At 71.0% G+C, this 19617-nt stretch carries 18 protein-coding genes; 5 read left to right on the top strand and 13 right to left on the bottom strand.

All coding sequences use genetic code 11. From position 1 onward, the window contains the following. Positions 1-15: 15 nt before the first annotated feature. Positions 16-1614, bottom strand: a complete 1599-nt coding sequence (locus tag AC07DI_RS29350) for an alpha/beta hydrolase (protein WP_478907130.1) — start codon at positions 1612-1614, stop codon at positions 16-18. Between the two features lie 254 nt (positions 1615-1868). On the opposite strand from AC07DI_RS29350, the gene AC07DI_RS29345 reads away from it, so the two are divergent. Then, entirely contained in the window at positions 1869-2081 is a 213-nt protein-coding gene (locus AC07DI_RS29345; protein ID WP_358709394.1) for an EF-hand domain-containing protein, read from the top strand. Positions 2082-2187: 106 nt separating this feature from the next. Here AC07DI_RS29345 and AC07DI_RS29340 read toward each other — a convergent pair whose 3' ends face one another. Next, a complete protein-coding gene (locus tag AC07DI_RS29340; protein ID WP_478907128.1) occupies positions 2188-3000 on the bottom strand; it encodes an ABC transporter ATP-binding protein in 813 nt (270 codons plus the stop codon). Next, positions 2997-4820, bottom strand: coding sequence for a 2-isopropylmalate synthase (gene leuA, locus AC07DI_RS29335; protein WP_478907126.1), 1824 nt, complete (start codon positions 4818-4820; stop codon positions 2997-2999). The genes AC07DI_RS29340 and leuA overlap by 4 nt, the downstream gene beginning before the upstream one ends. Before the next feature lie 397 nt (positions 4821-5217). Between leuA and AC07DI_RS29330 the strand changes: the two genes are divergently transcribed. After that, the gene (locus AC07DI_RS29330) at positions 5218-5910 is read left to right on the top strand and encodes a FadR/GntR family transcriptional regulator (RefSeq protein ID WP_478907124.1); all 693 of its coding nucleotides are present in this window, start codon (positions 5218-5220) and stop codon (positions 5908-5910) included. A gap of 73 nt (positions 5911-5983) precedes the next feature. Here the strand turns inward: AC07DI_RS29330 and AC07DI_RS29325 are convergent, their stop codons facing one another. The 3 genes from AC07DI_RS29325 to AC07DI_RS29315 all read right to left on the bottom strand — a co-directional run bounded on the left by AC07DI_RS29325 (position 5984) and on the right by AC07DI_RS29315 (position 7799). Continuing rightward, the gene (locus AC07DI_RS29325) at positions 5984-6388 is read right to left on the bottom strand and encodes a nuclear transport factor 2-like protein (protein WP_478907122.1); all 405 of its coding nucleotides are present in this window, start codon (positions 6386-6388) and stop codon (positions 5984-5986) included. A gap of 16 nt (positions 6389-6404) precedes the next feature. Beyond that, entirely contained in the window at positions 6405-7256 is an 852-nt protein-coding gene (locus AC07DI_RS29320; RefSeq protein ID WP_478907121.1) for an alpha/beta fold hydrolase, read from the bottom strand. Between the two features lie 72 nt (positions 7257-7328). Next, a complete protein-coding gene (locus tag AC07DI_RS29315; RefSeq protein WP_478907119.1) occupies positions 7329-7799 on the bottom strand; it encodes a winged helix-turn-helix transcriptional regulator in 471 nt (156 codons plus the stop codon). Positions 7800-7957: 158 nt separating this feature from the next. Between AC07DI_RS29315 and AC07DI_RS29310 the strand changes: the two genes are divergently transcribed. Next, positions 7958-8617, top strand: a complete 660-nt coding sequence (locus AC07DI_RS29310; RefSeq protein WP_478907117.1) for an NADPH-dependent F420 reductase — start codon at positions 7958-7960, stop codon at positions 8615-8617. Positions 8618-8675: 58 nt separating this feature from the next. On the opposite strand, the gene AC07DI_RS29305 is transcribed toward AC07DI_RS29310, so the two are convergent. The 7 genes from AC07DI_RS29305 to AC07DI_RS29275 form a co-directional block, all read right to left on the bottom strand. Continuing rightward, positions 8676-9227: a glycoside hydrolase family 25 protein gene (locus tag AC07DI_RS29305; RefSeq protein WP_384249667.1), complete on the bottom strand. Its 552-nt coding sequence runs from the start codon at positions 9225-9227 to the stop codon at positions 8676-8678. Positions 9228-9372: 145 nt separating this feature from the next. Continuing rightward, positions 9373-10557 carry a YncE family protein gene (locus AC07DI_RS29300; protein ID WP_478907114.1) on the bottom strand — a complete coding sequence of 395 codons (1185 nt, stop codon included), beginning with the start codon at positions 10555-10557 and terminating at the stop codon, positions 9373-9375. Continuing rightward, positions 10557-11375 (bottom strand): polysaccharide deacetylase family protein, encoded by an 819-nt coding sequence (locus tag AC07DI_RS29295; protein ID WP_478907112.1) that lies wholly within the window; start codon positions 11373-11375, stop codon positions 10557-10559. The genes AC07DI_RS29300 and AC07DI_RS29295 overlap by 1 nt, the downstream gene beginning before the upstream one ends. 374 nt (positions 11376-11749) lie before the next feature. After that, positions 11750-12253: an ATP-binding protein gene (locus AC07DI_RS29290; protein ID WP_478907111.1), complete on the bottom strand. Its 504-nt coding sequence runs from the start codon at positions 12251-12253 to the stop codon at positions 11750-11752. Positions 12254-12526: 273 nt separating this feature from the next. Continuing rightward, on the bottom strand, positions 12527-13294 hold the full coding sequence (locus AC07DI_RS29285) for an enoyl-CoA hydratase/isomerase family protein (RefSeq protein WP_478907109.1): 768 nt from the start codon (positions 13292-13294) through the stop codon (positions 12527-12529). 110 nt (positions 13295-13404) lie between these two features. Beyond that, entirely contained in the window at positions 13405-14643 is a 1239-nt protein-coding gene (locus AC07DI_RS29280; RefSeq protein ID WP_478907107.1) for a L,D-transpeptidase, read from the bottom strand. 218 nt (positions 14644-14861) lie between these two features. After that, entirely contained in the window at positions 14862-16031 is a 1170-nt protein-coding gene (locus AC07DI_RS29275; protein ID WP_478907265.1) for a L,D-transpeptidase, read from the bottom strand. A 197-nt stretch (positions 16032-16228) separates the two neighbouring features. Between AC07DI_RS29275 and glgX the strand changes: the two genes are divergently transcribed. Both glgX and AC07DI_RS29265 read left to right on the top strand, forming a co-directional pair. Then, positions 16229-18538 (top strand): glycogen debranching protein GlgX, encoded by a 2310-nt coding sequence (gene glgX / locus AC07DI_RS29270; protein ID WP_478907105.1) that lies wholly within the window; start codon positions 16229-16231, stop codon positions 18536-18538. A gap of 65 nt (positions 18539-18603) precedes the next feature. Continuing rightward, positions 18604-19557 (top strand): LysR family transcriptional regulator, encoded by a 954-nt coding sequence (locus AC07DI_RS29265; protein ID WP_478907104.1) that lies wholly within the window; start codon positions 18604-18606, stop codon positions 19555-19557. Positions 19558-19617 lie beyond the last annotated feature (60 nt).

Genomic DNA, 19617 nt, shown 5'->3' with positions numbered 1-19617 from the left:
ACAGGCCCTGGTGGTCTAGCACTCCTTGCCCGGGCGGACCCGCTTCAGGTCGATGAGGTAGTCGTCGACGGCGGTCGTGACGCACGTGTCGCCGCGGCCGTAGGCGGTGTGGCCGACGCCGTCGTACGTCAGGAGCATGCCGCCGGGGAACTGCTCGGCCAGGCTCTCCGCCTCCTCGTACGGGGTGGCGGGGTCGCCGGTGGTCCCGACCACCAGGACCGGGGGCACGCCCTTGGCACTGACGGGGTGCGGGCCCCGGCCGCCGGCTTTCGCGGGCCAGTTCCTGCAGGTCAGTTCGTCGACGACGCTTGACGTGCCGTAGACGCCCGCGGCCTTCTCTGCGGGGCCGAGGGCCTTCCAGTACGGGGCGGCCGTGCGCGGGTGCGGCACGTCCAGGCAGCTGACGGCGATGATCGCGTCGTCGTCGTTCTCGGTGGCGGCGCGGGCGCGTCGGCCTCGGCGGGACTCCGTGTCCTGCTCCCCGGACTCCGCCATGCGGGAAAGCTCCGTCGCGTCGCCGTCGTACGCCGCGCCCAGCGCCGTCGACAGCTCCTCCCAGTCGTCCTCGGGGCTGTACATCGCGCCGGTGACGACGTCGAGGAGCGTGCGGGCGTCGACGTCGTACAAGTCCTCGTCGGTGACCGGCAGCGGCTCGCGCGCCGCCCGCTCGTACAAGTCGTCGATCAGCGCCGATATCTCCTCCGGGGACGAGCCGGGGCAGCTGTCGCCCGCGATGTCGGCGCAGAACTCGGCGTAGTCGTCGACCGCCGCGCTGAACCCCGTGCCCTGGCTCAGCGCGCGTCGGCGCCAGTCGAGGGACGGGTCCACGGCGCCGTCCAGGACCAGGGCCCGGACGCGGTGCGGGAACTGCTCGGCGTACGACGTGCCGAGGCTCGTGCCGTAGGACCAGCCGAGGTAGCTGAGTCTGCGGTCGGCGAGGGCGGCCCGCAGGACGTCCAGGTCGCGGGCCGCGTCCTCGGTACCGACGTGGGGCAGGACGCCGCGGCTGCCCCGCGCGCACGCGGCGGCCTGCTCGTCGGCGTCGGCCAGGGCGGCGGCCCGTTCGGCGGCGGTGCGGGGCGCCACCGGCTCGGGGCCGTCGTCTTCGTCCTCATCGTCGTCGGGCTCCGCGCACCTGACGGCGGGGACGCTGCCGCCCACGCCCCTGGGGTCGAAGGAGACGATGTCGAAGCGGGCGCGCACGGCCCTGCTGAACACCTCGCCGCCGTCCGACTTCAGATCGCTCACTCCGGAGGCGCCCGGACCGCCGGGGTTGTAGACGAGCGAACCGACGCGGTCCTCCGGATCGGCGGTCACCGCCTTCACCACGGGCAGCACGAAGGTCTTGCCGTTGTCCGGGTGGGCGTAGTCCATGGGAACGGTGAGGCGCGCGCAGCGCAGGTCGCCGCACTTCTTCCAGGCCAGCTTCTGCCCGTAGAACCGCTGGAGTTCCGGGCGCTCGGCGGCGTCCGGGGAGGAGCCGCCCGGCGCGGTGCAGCCGGTGAGGGAGACGGCGGTGAGGGCGGCCAGGGCGAGGACGAGGGGACGGGTGCGGGGGCGAAGGCGGGGGCGAGGGTGGGGGTGGGCGCGTCGGTGCGGCTCTGTGGGTTTCAACGGGGCGCTCCCAGGGTCGGTCCGGGCCGACGTGCCCGGGTCGTACCGAGGCGGCGGACCTCGCCTCGCACTGGGAGACGTGCGCTGCGCCCGACCCGCTCCGCCACCCGGCGAAATCCCATGGTGGCGCAGCTCACCCCGCACGCCATCCGTGATGCCAAAGCGCTGGCCACGGGTGCGCACTCCTGTCACCGCGTGCCGGAACGGCCGCTACCCTGAGCCCGTCAGTAGTGCACCAAGAAGGGGTGGATCCGGTGGCGGACATCGAGGAAGCGCGCAAGACGTTCGAGCAGTTCGACGCGGACGGCGACGGCTTCATCACGGCGGCCGAGTGGAAGAGCGCCATGGCCAGGATGGGCGACTTCTACCAGACCGAGGCGGTGGCCGAAGCCGTGATCGGCTCGAAGGACACCAACGCGGACAAGCGGCTGTCCTTCGACGAGTTCTGGGCGAGCCTGAACAAGTAGTCGGCGGTCGAGGAGGGGCCCGGAACGCATCACGTTCCGGGCCCCTCCTCGTGTTCCTTGTGTGTTCCTCGGGTCCTTGTGTCCTCGTGCCCGCCCGTTCCGTGGCTCAGCGGTGCGTGCGGACGCTCCACCTGCCGTCCCTGCGCTCAAGGCGCACAGGGTGGTCGAAACACTTGCTGACCTGGTCGCTCGTCAGCACGTCGGCGACGGCGCCGGAGGCGAGCGCGCGGCCTTCGCGCAGGAGCAGCGCGTGCGTGGTGCCCGCGGGCAGCTCCTCCAGGTGGTGCGTGACCAGGACGGTGGCGAGTTCCGGGTGGGCCTCGCGCAGGGTGTCGAGGCTGTCGAGGAGGCGCTCGCGCCCGGCGAGGTCGAGCCCGGTGGCGGGCTCGTCCAGGAGGACGAGGCGCGGGCTCGGCATCAGGGACCGGGCGATCAGCGTGCGGCCGCGCTCGCCCTGGGAGAGCGTGGGCCAGCGGGCGTCCGCGCGGTGCGTGAGGCCCAGGAGGGCGATGAGATGGCGGGCCCGCTCCTCCTGCCCGGGCGTGGGGCGCCGACGCGGCACCGGCTCGATGCTGTTGGTGAGCCCGGTGAGGACGACTTCGCGCACGGACAGCGGCGAACGCAGCGGATGGCGCGGGTTCACATGGCCCACGTAGCTTCGCAGCTCGCGCAGGTCGACGGTGCCGAGACGGCGGCCGAGCACTTCGACGGTGCCGTGCGTGGGGTGGGTGACGGCGCCGCAGAGGCCGAGCAGGGTCGACTTGCCCGCGCCGTTCGGGCCGAGCAGCGCCCAGTGCTCGCCGGGGCGGACGGTGCAGGTGACGTCGTCGAGGATGGGACGCCCTTCGCGGACGACGGTGACGCGGTCGGCGTGCACGACGGGGGCGGGCGGGCCCCCTCCGGGTGGTGTGGGGCTCATCGGACGGCCCCTGCCCGGTTCACCGCGGCGAGCACGGCCCGCACGGACGCGGTGAGCACTGAGGTGTCCAGGCCCGCGCCCCAGCGCTCCACGTCGCCGACCCGGCACCGCACGTACGCGACGGCCTCGCTGCCGCCGCCCTCCGCCACGGCGTGCTCGGCGTAGTCGAGGATGCCGACGTCGATTCCGGCGGCGGCGAGGGCGTCGACGAAGGCGGACAGCGGCCCGTTGCCGACGCCCTCGTAGTCGCCGGCCTTCTCCCCCACCTGGAGAGTGCAGACGAAACGGTGCGCGCCGTCCGGGACCCGGTCGGTGGTCCAGGAACTCAGCGCCACCACGCCGCCTTGACCGTACGGGCCGTCCTGACCGCCCCGACCGTCCTCTCCGGGTGCGACATACGTCGCCAGGAACAGCTCGTACAGCTCCTTCGCCGTCGCCTCCGCGCCGCTGTCGTCGGTGGTCTCCTGCACCACGCGGGAGAAGTCGGGGCGCATCGCCCGCGGCAGGTCGAGGCCGTGCCGGGTCCGCAGCAGGTACGCCATGCCGCCCTTGCCCGACTGGGAGTTGACGCGGATGACGGCCTCGTAGCTGCGGCCGATGTCCGCCGGGTCGATCGGCAGGTACGGCACGTCCCAGGGGGCCTCGCGTTCCGGTACGCCCAGGTCGGCGGCGCGCCGGGCGTGGTGGGCGAAGCCCTTGCCGATGGCGTCCTGGTGGGTGCCGGAGAAGGCGGTGTGCACGAGGTCGCCCGCGTAGGGGTGGCGGGGGTGCACGGGCAGCCGGTTGCAGTGCTCGACGACCTCGCGCACGGCGTCGATGTCGGAGAGGTCGACCATGGGGTCGACGCCCTGGGCGTACAGGTTCAGGGCGAGCGTCACCAGGTCCACGTTCCCCGTCCGCTCGCCGTTGCCGAACAGGCAGCCCTCGACGCGCTGGGCGCCGGCCAGGACGGCGAGTTCGGCGCAGGCGACGCCGGTGCCCCGGTCGTTGTGCGGGTGGACGGAGAGGATGACGGAGTCGCGGCGGGCGAGGTTGCGGTGCATGTACTCGATCTGGTCGGCGTACACGTTCGGGGTGGCGATCTCGACGGTCGCCGGCAGGTTGTGCGTGACCGGGCGGTCGGGGCTCGCGTCCCACAGCTCGGTGAGGCCGTCGCAGACCTCCAGGACGTAGTCGGGCTCGGTGAGGTTGAACGTCTCCGGCGCGAACTGGAACCGGATGTCGGCCTGCGGCCGCTTGTCGGCGAGCCGCGCCATGTGCGCGGCGGCCTCCTGGACCACGCCGTACACCTCGTCCCGCGACCGTCCGAGAACGGTGTCGCGCCAGACGGGCGAGGTCGGGATGTAGAGGTGCACGACGGCGCGCGGCAAGCCCTCGATCGACTCGAAGGTGCGGTCGATCGGCTCGCGCCTGGCGGGCGTGAACACGACGATGTTCACGTCGTCCGGCAGCCCGCCGCGCGCCGCCCGCCCGGCCAGATACCGCACGAAGTCGAAGTCCGTCCTGCTGGCCGACGGGTAGCCGACCTCGATCTCCTTGAACCCCATCGAGACCAGCAGGTCGAAGAAGCGCCGCTTGCGCTCGGTGTCCATGGGCTCGGCGAGCGCCTGATTGCCGTCCCGCAGATCCACGGGCACCCACAGCGGGGCACGCCCGATCCGGGCATCCGGCCAACTCCGCTCCGGTACGGGGGCGGGGACCTCGACGCGGTCCTGGTAGGGGCGGTAACGGTGGTGGGGCATGCGGCTGGGACGCTGCGGATTCCAGTCGTACGTGGGTTCGCACGTGGGCCCGTACGTGGGTGTGGTCGCGGATGTCATGGGGAGAACTGCTCCTGAGCTCGGTCGGCAGGACCGGCAGCACGGCACCCCGCGGCGGGGTGCCGGTCGCTTCAGGCCCCGCCGCGGCAGCCGAGAAGGAGGAGCCCGCGGAAGATCATGCGGCTACACTAGCCACACCTCAGGTCCTCAGACAAGTACCCCTCAGACAAGTTCGGGGGCGAGTACTCATCGGACAAGTACTCCTCAGACGCGTACCCCTCAGACAAGTCCGGAGGGTCGGGCATCCGAGTACTCGCCGGACAAGTACTCCTCAGACACTTGCTCCTCAGACACTTGCTCCTCAGACACGTACAACTCAGACACGTACAACTCAGACAAGCCCCCACCCCCATCCCCACCCCTCACCCTTCGCCCGTCACCCCCGAAAGGCCCGCCGATGCCACTCGGCTCCGTACGCCCCAGCCCCCTCGTCGAACAGGCCGCCGCCCGTCTGCGTGAACAGATCACCGGCGGCACCTGGCCCGTCGGCACCAAGCTGCCCGGTGAGACGACGCTCGCCAAAGAGCTCGGCGTGGGGCGTTCCACGGTCCGCGAGGCGCTGCGGGCGCTGGCGGGCGCCGGGCTGGTGCGGCCTCGACAGGGGGCCGGCGTCTTCGTCGTCGCGACCGAGGCCGTCGTGGACTGGCCGACCCGGTTGCGCAGGGCGGCGGTCGCCGACGTGTACGAGGTGCGGATGCTCGTCGAGGTGCAGGCCGCGCGGCTCGCCGCCCTGCGCCGTACCGATGAGGACATCTCGGCGATGCGGGCCGCGCTCGCGGGGCGCGGGGCCGCGGCTGCGAAGGGTGACGCGGCGTTCGTCGACGCCGACATCGCGCTGCACGCGGCGGTCGTGGCGGCGGCGCGCAACCCCGTACTGACCGATCTCTTCGCGGAGTTCGCGCCTGCCCTGCGGGAGGCCCTGGTCGATCTTCTGGAACTGACCGGCGTACGCGCCGAGGAGGCGAACCACGGCGACGCCGCCCACGCGGACCTGGTGCGGGCGGTCGAGGCCATGGACTCGGAGGAGGCGGCACGGGTCGCGCAGGCCGAACTTCAGGCGACGCTCCGAAAGTTGACGCCGCCAGCCTGATACACCGCGCACCTGATCCACCGCGCGCGCCGGGGTCACATCACCGCGCTGGGGTCACATCACCGCGCCGGCCTCACATCACCGCGTCGGTCCGCAGCGGCCCCGCGGTGATGCGCAGTTCGCGGATGCGGATCTCCTCCTCGTCGGCGAGGTAGAAGATGTGCATGAACGGGGCGCGCACTACGCGGTCGGGTTCGCTCTTCCTGGCCATGGTGGCCTCTCCGCGCAGCAGTCGGACGCCGTCGCCCGCGGCCCAGAATTCCAGGACCTCGTGGGTGATGACCAGCGGTTCGTCGATCTTGACGAAGAACGCCTTGATGGCTTCGACGCCGTGGACGTGCGCGGTGCCGAAGTACATGTCGGTGTCCTCGGTCAGCGGCGCGAAGCCTTCGTCGAACTCCAGCGTGTCGATGGCGTCCATGAACTTCAGGACCCACTCGGGCGCGGTCGCGGTCGTCGCTCGGGCTGTGTTCGTCATCGCGATCACCTCCTGTTCAAGCCGCGGCGGGCAGGGCGGCGAGGAACGCGTCGATCTCGGCGTTGACGCCTTCGGGATTCTCGCGTGCGGCGAGGTGGGCGGTGTGCTGGAGCACCCGGAAGGTGCTGCCCTCGATGGCGTCGGCCATCCTGCGCACCGCGTGGACGGGGAACTGGCTGTCCTCCTCCCCGGCGATGATCAGCACGGACACGTTCCTGATAGTGCCGAGGCGGCGGTGCTCGTCCTTGCGGCCGATGAGGATGCCGCGCAGCGCCCAGGCGACCGACTTCGGGTCGTTCTCCAGCACGGACCTGGTGAACTCGACGAACTCCGGATTGGCCGCCTCGGCGGTCGGCCCCGCGAACGCGCCGCGCGCGGCCTTGGCGGCAAGGGGCGGCATCTTGGCGTGCAGGGACAGGAAGGTGGAGAGCGCGGTGGCCCAGATGCTCTCAAAGGTCGTGGGCAGCGAAGCGGTGCAGTTGATGCCGATGGCCGCCGCGGTCCGTTCCGGGTAGTAGGCGGGGAAGACGCCGGCGAGCATGCCGCCCCAGCTGTTGCCCGTCAGGACGCACGTCTCGATGTCCAGCGCGTCCAGGATCTCGACGACCGCGTCCGCGCACCGCTTCAGGTCGATGAGCTCGCGCAGCGCGTCGGACTTGCCGTGTCCGGGGCTGTCGATGAGCAGCACGCGGTGGGTCGGGGCGAAGTGCTCGTACTGGTACCGCCACATGGTGCCGTCCATCATCAGGCTCGGCCAGAACACCATGGCCGGGCCGTCGGGACGGCCGCCGATGCGGACGTTGATCAGCCCCAGTGCGGTGGGGATCAGTTCCTCGGTGCCGCCTTCGAACCAGTTCTCCGTCGTCATGAGCAGTCCTCTCCACAGGTGGAGCTAGTAGCGTACTGCCACTAGTTCTGAATTGCTACCAGTTGTGGATTGCTACCCGTTGACGTCGGCGCCGCCCTCCTCGGCAGGCACGGGGCGCAGGGTCGAGGCCTCCATCGGCTCGCGGCAGCTGCTGCACGCGAGGTACGGATCGGTCAGGTCGCCGCACACCGTGTGCATCAGGGGGTGCCGCGCGGCGTCATCCCCGGCCGCATGGGCCTCGGCCCAGCGCGTGATCACGACGATGGCAGGCACGACCAACTCACGTGCGCTGTCGGTGAGTTGGTACTCGTACCACGGCTTGTCCGTCCGGTAGGGGCGCTTGGAGAGCAGGCCCAGCTCCGTCAGGTCGGCCAGTCGCGAGGTGAGGATGTTCGCCGAGATGCCGAGCGCTCGCTTGAGTTCACCGAATCGACTCGCACCGAAGAACACCTCCCTCAGGATCCGGTAGTTCCAGCGCTCCGAAATGGCACTCAGGAACTCCTGGCCATGCTGGAAGGTGACGTGGTCCGTCCGTTCGGGCACGGCTTCCCCTCTCGGGTAAGTAGGTAGTGCAGTTTCAGAAGTAGTCTCGAAAAGCTACCACCTGAACCATTTGAGACAAGGAGCCGAGGGCGGGGAATACCCCACCCTTTCCGGAGGTTGCCTCCGCTACAACAGCGGAACACCGGAAGGGCAGTGTCATGAAGATCGGCATCATCGGCGCGGGCAACATCGGCGGCAACCTCACCCGCCGACTCACCACCCTCGGCCACGACGTCTCCGTCGCGAACTCGCGCGGCCCGCACACCCTGACCGCCCTCGCCGAGGAGACCGGCGCCAAGCCCGTCACCGTCGCGGAGGCCGCGAACGGCGCGCAGGTCGTCGTCGTGACGATCCCGCTCAAGGCCGTCCCCGACCTGCCCGCGGGCTTCCTCGACGGCGCGGCCGACGACGTCGCCGTCCTCGACACAGGCAACTACTACCCGAAGGAGCGCGACGGGCGGATCGCCGAGATCGAGGAGGGCCTGACCGAGAGCCGCTGGACGGAGCGGCAGATCGGCCACCCCGTCATCAAGGCCTTCAACGGCACGTACGCGCAGGACATCCTCGACAAGCCGCGGCCCAAGGGCGCCCCGGACCGTGTCGCCCTGCCGGTCTCCGGTGACGACGAGGCCGCGAAGAAGGTCGTACGCGACCTCATCGACGAACTCGGTTTTGACACCGTCGACAACGGCGGCCAGGACGACTCCTGGCGCCAGCAGCCCGGAACTCCCGTCTACGGCAACACCGGTGGCGTGGACGAGATCCGTAAGGCCCTGGCGGCGGCCTCCCCGGAGCGCACGGCGGAGTGGCGCGCCTGAGACCCCCGAACAACCCGGACAACCGGAGACATCGGGAACGCCAGGAGCGCCGGGGCCGTCAGGGCGTGGCCCAGTCCCGCAACGCGGCCTTGCTCGCGAACGCGGCCACGTCCTTGTCCAGCGGTGACGACGCGTACTGGTGGATCGTCCACTTCGCCTGGATGCGCGGCTTGCCCGCCGTCACGTAGTCGGCGATCCACAGTCCGTCTCCGGCGTAGGACGTGGTGTCGCGGTTGAGCCAGAAGTCGCGGTTCGCGTACAGGAGGACCCGGTGCGACGGCCGCAGCCGCTTCACCTCGCGGATGAACCGGTCCTTCTCCGCGTTGGACGCGACCGTGCCGTCCCCCGTCCGCTCCCAGTCCACCGCCAGGAGATCCCCCGCCTTCTCCGGCGCCTTGCTCACGAAGTACGCGGCCTGGGCGGTGATGTTCCCCGGCCACAGGAAGTGGTAGAACCCGACCACGCAGCCGGCGTCGCGGGCGCACTTCACCTGGGCGGGCATTTTCGGATTGACGTACGAACGGCCCTCCGTCGCCTTGATCATGACGAAGGAGAGGCCGTCCGTGCTGAAGGTCGATTGGTGCGAGCTCACGTCGATGCCACGGATCACGGGCGCCTCCAGGGGTGGGGGGAAGGCAGGTGCGTCGGCTCCCTGTACTTCCTGAACTGCCCATTTGGTGCCCGGTGTTGGCCTCGGTCAACCGTCAACCATCAAGCGTGGTACTCGGCCCCCATGCGTCAGAGGTGCGGCGGGTTCAGCGGAAGATCCCCGTGTGGCCGAGTGAGTAGCGGCCCGGTTGCGGGTAGACCGCGAGGCCGTGCGGGCCGTCGCCGACCGGGATGCGGGCGAGCTGGACGCCGGTACGCGTGTCGATGGCGTACACCTCGGAGTCGTAACGCCCGGCGAGCCAGAGGGTGTTGCCGTCCGCCGAGATGCCGCCCATGTCGGGGCTGCCGCCCTGCGGGAGCTTCCACTTCTTGGTGAGCCTGTTCTTGGGGAAGTCGAAGACTGAGATGGTGCCCTCGCCGCGGTTGGAGATGTACATCTCCTTGGAGTCGCGGCTGACGTACAGGCCGTGGCAGCCCTTGCCGGTGGGCAGCAGCTTCGGCTCCGTGAACTTCTTTCCGTCCAGGACCCACATGCCGTGCGCCATCATGTCCGCGATGTAGAAGGTCTTGCCGTCCGGGGACATCTTCACGTCCTGCGGCATGGCGCCCTTGAAGGGCAGCTTCTGCTGGCCGACGATCTCCATCTTCTCCGTGTCGACCTTGAGGAGTTCCCCGGAGAACTCACAGGACACGATGAAGTAGCGGCCGTCCATGGAGAAGTCGGCGTGGTTGACGCCCGCGCAGGTGACGGGGACGGTCTTGACGCGGTTCATGGTCTTCGGGTCTCGGAAGACGAGCTCGCGGTCCATGGAGGCCATCACGACGGCGTACCTGCCGTTCGGCGTGAAGTAGAGGTTGTACGGGTCGGAGACCTCGACCGTGCGGCCGGTCCTGCCGGTCACCGGGTCGATGGCGGTGAGGCTGTCGCCGAGGTCGTTGTTGACCCAGAGCGTCTTCATGTCCCAGGACGGGACGACGTGCTGGGGCTGCCTGCCGACCTTGATGGTCTTGATGACCTCGTACTTCTCGGGGTCGATGACCGACACGGTGTTGGAGTTGGTGTTGGGCACGTAGACGCGGTTCAGGAACTTCTTGGCGACGGGCTGCAGGGCGTTCGGGCGGTCGGCGGCGTACGCGTCCTTCGGGTCGAGGACGGGTGGCATGCCGGGCAGGCCGGGGGCCGTCTTCGGCTCGGCGGGCTTGCGCACGCCCTCGGTGCCGAGGGCCTCGTCGGCCTGCTTGTCGGCGCCGCAGCCGGCGAGCACGGCGAGCGCGGCGCCGGCGGCGAGCACGGCCGCGGTGCGCTTGGTGAGGTTGAGTTTCTGGGACATCAGGTCAGCAGCTCCGTGGTCGTGACCGCGCGCAGGCCGCGGCGTTCCAGTTCTTCCAGGACGGCGGGGAGCGCGGCGACCGTGTCCGCGTACCCGAAGTGCAGGCTCACGACGGACCCCGCGCGGATCTCACCGGCGAGCTTGCGGGTGACGGCCGGGGCGCCCGGCGAGGTGAAGTCGAGGGAGTCGACGTCGTACGAGAGGACGTGCGGGTAGCCCGCGCGGCGGGCGAGCCGTTCGACGAGAGGGGTCGCCGTCCGGGCGCGCGAGGGGCGGAACCAGGTGCCGATGGAGCCGGTGAGGCGGCGCAGCCGTTCCGCGCAGCCGGTGATCTCGGCGTAGGCCCGCGCCTCGGGCATGTCGTTGATGCCCAGGTGGTGGTGGGTGTGGTTGCCGAGGTCGTGGCCGCCGTCGAGGATGCGGCGCGCCAGCTCGGGGTGGTCGTCGAGCCAGCCGCCGACGGCCAGCACGGTGACCCTCGCGCCGGCCTTCTCCGCCTCGGCGAGCAGCGCCTTCGCGGTGGCCGGCTCGCCCTGGCCGTGGAAGGTGAGGGCGACCTGGGGGCGGGTGCGGGGGCCGTGGGCGATCTGGGTGGGCAGGCCCGGGAAGCGGCGGGGGGCGGGGGCGGCGGCCGGGGCGGGGTGGCGGCCCTTGTCCGGGGGGCCTGCGGGGGACGCGGGTGGGCGGTCGGGTGCGGGGGCGGGGCCGTCCGCGGCGCACCCGGTGGTGAGCGCGCCCGCGGCGAGAAGGCCGACGCCCGCGCGCAGGGCTCTGCGGCGATCGGTCTCGTTCACCCACCCATTTAATGGGAAAAACATGCAAAAGATGCTGATTGCCCGGTCGGGGGCGTTACGGGTCGGGCTCCCCGGGCTCGATTCCGCACCTTAGGGCCTTGGGTATCAGCTGCCACAGCTGTCGCCTAACCAGCGTTTACCAGGCAGGTGTCCCATCTCACCAAGGATTCACCTCTAAACTGTCCGCATTTGTCCCTCTATGATGGGGTACGGGATTTTGGCGCGTCGACGCCCGTCTGCCATAGTCGGAGACACGACCCCCATTGACCCGGGCTCAGGTCGTCATCAGCCGCCGTGGACACACCCCAAACATCCACGGCGCTTCACGAAGGCCCCCATCGCGCCGAACACCGGCCGCCGGGGGCTTTCGCGTATCCGGCCCCATCCGCTCCCCCGCCTCAGCGGTCGGCGACCCGCATCTCGAACCACGTCGTCTTGCCGCGCGGCAGCAGGTCCACGCCCCACCGGTCGGCGAGCTTGTCGACCAGGAACAGGCCGCGGCCGCTCAGATCCGTCTCGCGGACGGGCATCAGGCAGGGCAACCCGCGCGAGGGGTCGCGGACCTCCACGCGGATCCAGCCGCGCCGCCGCTGCATGCGCAGGCCGAAGACGCGGGCGCCGGTGTGCCGCACGGCGTTCCCGACGAGTTCGGAGACGAGGAGGACGACGTCTTCGGTGAGCTTCGGGGAGAGCCCCCAGTGGCGCAGGACGACGACCTGGGCGAGACGGCGCGCGATGGCGGCGGACTCCGGGCGCGACGGCAGCGGAACCTCCGCGTCCGTCGGATTGCCGAACAACTCGAGCGCCTTGAGCGCGTGTTCGTCCTCTACCGCCGGCGACCAGCGTGCCGCGGTCGCACTGCCCTGCCGCCGCGGCCGTTCATGACCCTCCAGCCCCGCCATGCAACCATCATGGCCGCCCAGAGCGCTTTCCGGGGCCGTTCTGGCGGAATGAGCCCCCCGGAACCATCCATTCCGGGGGGCTCGTCTGACATATGCCAATGGCAGCCGAGAGGCTCAGAAACGGCGCTGACCTGCGATGACTTCCCGCTTACGGGTGATCACCCAGTGCCTTGATACGGCCGCACTTAAGCTTGTGTCAAGTCGCGCATAATCCGCCCCTTCGAGGGACATGCTCTCTGGCGGGCGTCCAACTGCGCTCCCGCGATGGCCAGTTCAGACGAACTTGGCCTTGCCCGGACCCTCCTCGACGAAGCTGCGCATGCCCCGCTCGCGGTCCTCGGTGGCGAACAGGCCCGCGAACCACGTGCGCTCGATGGCCAGACCCGTGTCGAGGCTCGTCTCCAGGCCCGCGTCGATGGACTCCTTGGCGGCGCGCAGCGCGATGGCCGGACCCCGCGCAAGACGCGCGGCCCACGCGTGCGCCTGCTCGTACACCTCGGCGGCGGGCACGACGCGGTCCACCAGGCCGATGGCGAGCGCCTCGTCGGCCTTCACCTGGCGGCCGGTGAAGATGAGGTCCTTGGCCCGGGACGGGCCGACGAGCCGGGCCAGGCGCTGGGTGCCGCCCGCACCGGGGATGAGGCCGAGCAGGATCTCCGGCTGGCCGAGCTTGGCGTTGTCCGCGGCGATCCGGAAGTCGGCGCAGAGCGCCAACTCGCAGCCGCCGCCCAGCGCGTAGCCGGTGACGGCGGCGACGACGGGCTTGGGGATGCGCGCGATCGCGGTGAAGGACTCCTGCAGGGCCCCGGAGCGCGCGACCATGGCCGCGTGGTCCATGGCCTGCATCTCCTTGATGTCGGCGCCCGCCGCGAACACCTTCTCGCCGCCGTAGAGCACCACGGCGCGTACGTCGTCGCGGCGCGTCGCCTCTTCGGCGAGCTCCTTGAGGCGGTCCTGGACGGCGATGTCCAGGGCGTTCATCGGGGGGCGGTCGAGTCGGATCGTGCCGACGCCTTCGGCGACTTCGAGGGTTGCAGTCATGACAGGCACGTTAGCGGGGGTTAACGGGGAAAGGCCCGGTGCACTTGGTCACAGTGCGCCGGGCCTCTCGCCGGGATCACCGGCGGATCACCGGCGGATCGTCGTAAGGGCTACGCCTTCCACTTGTCCCACGACATGTTCCAGCCGTTGTAGCCGTTGTCCGGCTGGATCTTCTTGTCGGCGGAGTTCTTCACGACGACAAGGTCGCCGATCATCGAGTTGTCGAAGAACCAGCCGGCGGGCGTCTTCTTGCTGTAGCCGCCCCGCACGTCGCTCAGGCCTATGCAGCCATGGCTGGCGTTGGTGTTGCCGAAGGCGCCGCCCGACCAGTAGTTGCCGTGGATGAACGTGCCGGAGGTCGACAGGCGCATGGCGTGCGGGACGTCCTTGATGTCGTACTCGCCGCCGAAGCCGACGGTCTCGCCGTTCATCCGGGTCACCTGGAGCTTCTCGCTGATGACCATCTCGCCGTTGTACGTGGTGGTGCCGGGGGCGCCCGCGGTGATCGGGATCTTCTTGATCTGCTTGCCGTCGCGGACGACCTTCATCTGGTGCGTCTTGGCGTCGACGGTGGAGACCTGGCTGCGGCCGATCGTGAACTTCAGGGTCTTGGCCTGCTTGCCGTAGACACCGGGGCGGCCCTCGACGCCGTCGAGGTTGAGCTTGACGGTGACCTTCGTGCCGGCCTTCCAGTAGTGCTCAGGGCGGAAGTCCAGGCGGTCGTTGCCGAACCAGTGGCCCTCGACCGGCACGGCAGGATCGGTCTTGATCTCGATGGCCTTCTCGACGGCCCCGGGGTCGGTGATGCCCCGGGTGAAGTGCACCGAGAACGGCATTCCGACGCCGACCGTGGAGCCGTCCTCCGGGTTGAACTGGCCGACGAAGGTGTTCTTCGGGGTCAGCGTCGTGAAGGCGGTGTCCTTGGCGGACGCGCGGCCCTCGGAGTCCTTGGCCACCGCGTGCACCTTGTACTTCGTGGCGGCCGCGAGGTGGTGCGCGGGCTTCCAGGCGGTGCCGCCCCCGGTGATCCTGCCGGGGACCGGATTGCCCTTGCTGTCCTCGACCGCGACCTCGGACAGCTTGCCCTTCGTCGCGCCTATCCTCAGCGCGCCGCTGGTGGCCACGGAGTCCGCGCCGTCCTTGGGGGCTATCGTCACGACGGCCGCCGAGGGGGCGTTCTTGCCCGCGTCGCCCTTGCCGTCACCGTCGCCGGAATCCGAGCCGCCCCCGCATGCCGCGACGAACAGCAGCGTCGCCCCCGATGCCACCGCCGTCAGACCTCTGGCGCCCCGCCGCCGCGCGCGCGATCGCGCGCCAACCGACGTCCCCGATATCGGTCGCCCGTTCAAGATGTCGTCTCCCCTCGCACGGCCTGATCCAGGCCCGCACCCCGTTGCACCTGCCCGTTTCGGACACGCGCCAGCGATAGGTAACCACACGGTCCCCGGCGATGACTCCCCGCCAATGTCACCGTTCCGTTCCAACTGCCCAGGGGTGCGGGCGGACCAGGGTCACCTGGCGGTCCCCGGCCGGACACCCGGGGATCACCGTGCGAGTACCCGCGAGTTCAGCCGTTCTTCACCCAGTCCTTCCACTCCATGTTCCAGCCGCCGAGGCCGTTGTCCGGAGCGACTGTCTTGTCATTGCTGTTGACCACCTCGACGATGTCCCCGATGAGGCTCCGGTCGAAGAACCAGCCCGCGGGCGTCCGTGAGCTGCCGCCCTTCACGTCGCGCAGGCCCACGCAACCGTGGCTGACATTGGTGTTGCCCGGGGCGTCCGGCGACCAGTAGTTGCCGTGCAGGAAGGTGCCCGAGGTCGTCAGGCGCATGGCGTGCGGCACGTCGGGGATGTCGTACTCGCCGCCGAAGCCGACGGTGCGGCTGTTCATGCGGGTCACCTCCAGCATCTCCGTCACCACCATCTTCCCGTTGTACGTGGTGGACTTGGGGGCGCCCGCGGTGATCGGCACGGTGGAGAGCAGCTCGCCGTCGCGGCGTACCTCCATGGTGTGCTCGGCGGCGTCGACCAGGGACTGCTGGCTGCGGCCCACGGTGAACGAGAAGCTCTTGTCCTGGAGGCCGTAGACCCCGGGGGCGGCCTGGACGTCGCGCAGCCGCAGCCCGACGGTGACCTTCGTGCCGGGCTTCCAGTACTTCTCGGGGCGGAAGTCGACGCGGGTCCTGCCGAACCAGTGCGGGCGGATGTCGACGGCCGGGTGCGCGGTGACGCGGATGGCGCGCTGGACGGCGTCGCGGTTCTCGACCTCCCGGTTGAACTCCAGGGAGACGATCATGCCGGTGCCGACCGTGGCGCGGTTCTCCGGCGTGACGTACGCGGTGAAGCGCTCGTCGGGGACGTACGTACGGAAGGTGGTGTGGCGGGCCGAGCGGCGGCCGTGGCCGTCAAGGGCGACGGCGTCGATCTTGTACGTGGCGGCGAGCGCGAGCGGTCTCTCGCCGAGGGGCCGCCAGGTCATGCCGTCCTCGTCGATACGGCCCGGCACGTCGGAGCGCTGCGCGTCCTGCGTCCGGACGACCTTCACCGACTCCAGGCGGCCGGTGGGGACGGTGACCTCGATGCGTTCGTCCGGCTTGATCCCCTTGCTGTCGTCACCGGGCGACACCCGGATCGCGTCCGCGGGCGAGCGCGGTTTCCCCATGATCGTGTCGATCTTCCCTGCGGAGCAGCCGGACGCCCCGGCCAGCAGGCCCGCCCATGTCACCACCGCGGCCAGCACGGCCCCTGCGCGCCGTGCGCGCCTCGCAACCTGTCTCACGTGGGACCCAACGACGTTCCCCCTGCCCGGGAAACGTGAGTGCGACGCGCACGGTGGGCAGAACATGGGGGAGGACGACGTAGGGGGGAGCCGCGGCCGGGACGCCGCACGCCCTTCTTCGCGCGTCGGCCGACGGAGCCGCGGGAGGCGAGCAGGTGTCGAGCGCACCCGATCAAGGGGCAGTGCACGAGGCGCGGGCGATGGGGCACGGCACGACCGAGCGGCCCGCTCCGACGGTGAACGGGAGCAGGAGCAGGCGGGCCGCGCCGCGCGCCGCGCCGACGCGTCCGGTGTGGCCGGGTGCGCCGACGCCGCTGGGCGCCCGGTTCCGGGTGGGGCCCGACGGGGTGGCGGGCACCAACTTCGCATTGTGGGCGGGCGGGGCGGAGGCGGTCGAGCTGTGCCTGTTCGACACGGAGGGGGGCAGGTCCATCGAGACGCGCTGCCGGCTGACGGAGCTGACGCACGAGATCTGGCACGGCTTCGTGCCGGGCGTACGCCCCGGACAGCGGTACGGCTACCGCGTGCACGGCCGCTGGGACCCCTGGACCGGCGCCCGCTGGAACCCGGCGAAGCTGCTCCTCGATCCGTACGCGCGCGCGGTGGACGGCGGCCCGGGCAACGACTACGGCCGGCTGCCCGCCGAGGTGTACGGGCACGTGCGCGACTGGCCCCAGCAGCATGTGGCGGACACGGTCCGCGACGAGCGGGACTCGGCGCCGTACGTGCCCAAGGGCGTGGTCGTGCACGACGACGCGCCGGACGACGAGTGGACGGACGACCGGCGGCCCAAGACGCCGTGGGCGGACTCGGTCATCTACGAACTGCACGTGCGCGGCTTCACCAAGCTGCACCCGGACGTTCCGCGGGAGCTGCGCGGCACGTACGCGGGGCTGGCGCATCCGGCCGCGCTCGACCATCTCGTACGCCTCGGGGTGACGGCGGTCGAGCTGCTTCCGGTGCACCAGTTCGCGCACGAGGACCACCTGCTGCGCCGGAACCTGCGCAACTACTGGGGCTACAACTCCATCGGCTACTTCGCCCCGCACGCGGCGTACGCGGCGACCGGCACCAGGGGCGAGCAGGTCGGCGAGTTCCGGCGGATGGTGCGGGCGCTGCACGAGGCCGGCATCGAGGTCATCCTCGACGTGGTCTACAACCACACGGCGGAGGCCGGTGAGCTGGGCCCGATGCTGTCGCTCAAGGGCATCGACAACCGCGGCTACTACCGGCTGCAGCCGGACGCCCGCCGGTACGCGGACTACACGGGCTGCGGCAACACCTTGCAGGTCGTCCAGCCGCACGTCCTGCGGCTCATCACGGACTCCCTGCGGTACTGGGTGACGGAGATGGGCGTGGACGGGTTCCGCTTCGATCTCGCGGCGGCGCTCGCGCGCTCCTTCCACGACGTCGACATGCTCTCGCCGTTCCTCGCGGTGATCGCGCAGGATCCGGTCCTGCGGCGCGTGAAGCTGATCGCCGAGCCGTGGGACGTGGGCTCGGGCGGCTACCAGGTGGGGGCGTTCCCGCCGCTGTGGACGGAGTGGAACGACCGCTACCGGGGCGCGGTGCGGGACTTCTGGCGGGGCGCGCTGCCCGATGTGCGGGATCTGGGCTACCGGCTCTCGGGGTCGAGCGACCTGTACGCGTGGGGCGGGCGCAGGCCGTACGCGTCGGTGAACTTCGTGACGGCGCACGACGGTTTCACGCTGCGGGACCTCGTCAGCTACGAGCGCAAGCACAACGAGGCCAACGGCGAGGGCAACAGGGACGGCTCGGACGACAACCGGTCCTGGAACTGCGGCGCCGAGGGCGAGACGGACGACGAGGGCATCACGGCGCTGCGGCGCAGGCAGCTGCGCAACCTCATGACGACGCTGCTGCTCTCCACCGGTGTGCCGATGCTGGTGGCGGGCGACGAGATGGGCCGGACGCAGCGCGGCTCCAACAACGCGTACTGCCAGGACAACGAGATCAGCTGGGTCGACTGGGGGCTCAGGGAGGAGCCGGGGTGGCGCGAGCTGTGCGCGCTCACCGCCCGCCTCATCGAGCTGAGGCACCGTCACCCGGTGCTCCGCAGGCGGGCGTTCTTCTCCGGCCGCGCCCATTCGGCGGACGGCCTGCGGGACCTCGCGTGGTTCACGGCGGCGGGCAGGGAGATGACGGAGGCCGACTGGTACGCGCCGACGGCGACGCTCGGCATGTATCTGTCGGGGCGCGACATACCGGGCCGCGACGCCCGGGGCGTCCCAGTCGTCGACGACAGTTTCCTCGCGGTCCTGCACGCGGCGCAGGAGCCGTCGGCGTTCGTGCTGCCGGGGCCGCCGTGGGCCGACGCGTACGAGGTCGTCGTGGACACGTCCGCCGAGAAGCAGGACGCGGCGCCCGGGGCCGTGCACCGGGCGGGGGACACGATGACGGTGGCGGGGAGGTCGGTGGTGCTGTTGCGGGTGACCGGTGGCTGAAGAAGGTGCCCTTTGGTCCGGACCAAAGTCTTGCCCCGGCCCGGGGAGGACCCCAAGCTCGCCTTATGGACCTGGAGTTGCGGCACCTTCGGACGATCCGGGCGATCGCCGACGCGGGCAGCCTGACCAAGGCCGCCACCGCGCTCGGGCTCGCGCAGCCCGCGCTGAGCGCGCAGCTGAAGCGGATCGAGCGCGCCCTCGGCGGTGAGCTGTTCGAGCGCGGCAGGCACGGGGTGCGGGCCACCGCGCTCGGCGAGTTCGTGCTGGCCCGGGCCAGGGTCGTACTGCCCGCGGTCAGCGGGCTGCGGGAGGAGGCGCAGCGGTTCGCGCAGAGCTGGGAGGGCGGCGCGGGGTTCCGGCTCGGCGGCACCCACGGGCCGCTGCTCGGCGCCCTGGTGGACCGGCTCGCCGCCGCGTATCCGGGGGCGCCGGTGACGACCCACACCTCGTGGTCCGAGCGGGAGATCGCGTCCCGTACGGCGGCGGGCCGTCTCGACTTCGCGCTGGTGGGCACGTGCGGGGCGAGCGCGCCGCCCAAGGACGAGCTCCTCGTCTGGCGCGAAGTGGCCCGCGATCCGGTCTTCGTCATGCTGGCGACCGGCCATCCGCTGGCCGACCGCCCGGAGATCGATCTCGCGCTGCTCGCGGACGAGGCGTGGACGGACGTGCCGGGCGACGGCTGTTTCGCGGACTGCTTCTCCGCGGCGTGCGCGCGTGCGGGGTTCACGCCGACGCGCGTGTACGAGACGGATGTCGCGTCGTGCGTCCATCTGGTGCAGGTGGGGCGGGCGGTGGGGCTCTGCCGCGCGACGTTCCCGCCGACGCCGGGTCTGGTCACCAGGCCACTGGCGGGGGCGCCGCTGTACTGGCGGCATCTGCTCGGCTGGCACCCCGCGGCGCCGGCCCACGACACGGCGGCCGCCGTCTTCGCGCAGACGCGGGCCGCGCACGCCGAGGCCGCGGCGCGCAGCGAGAGCTACACGGCGTGGCTCTCCGCGCCGTCGCCTCCGTCGATGTGACCGTCACCCCGGCGCACGGCCGCACCCGTGTTCCATAACGCCGGTGCCGGGGGTCGACTG

The organism is Streptomyces sp. NPDC044106 (genome assembly GCF_056433985.1).
This window is presented reverse-complemented; position numbering and strand designations above follow the sequence as displayed.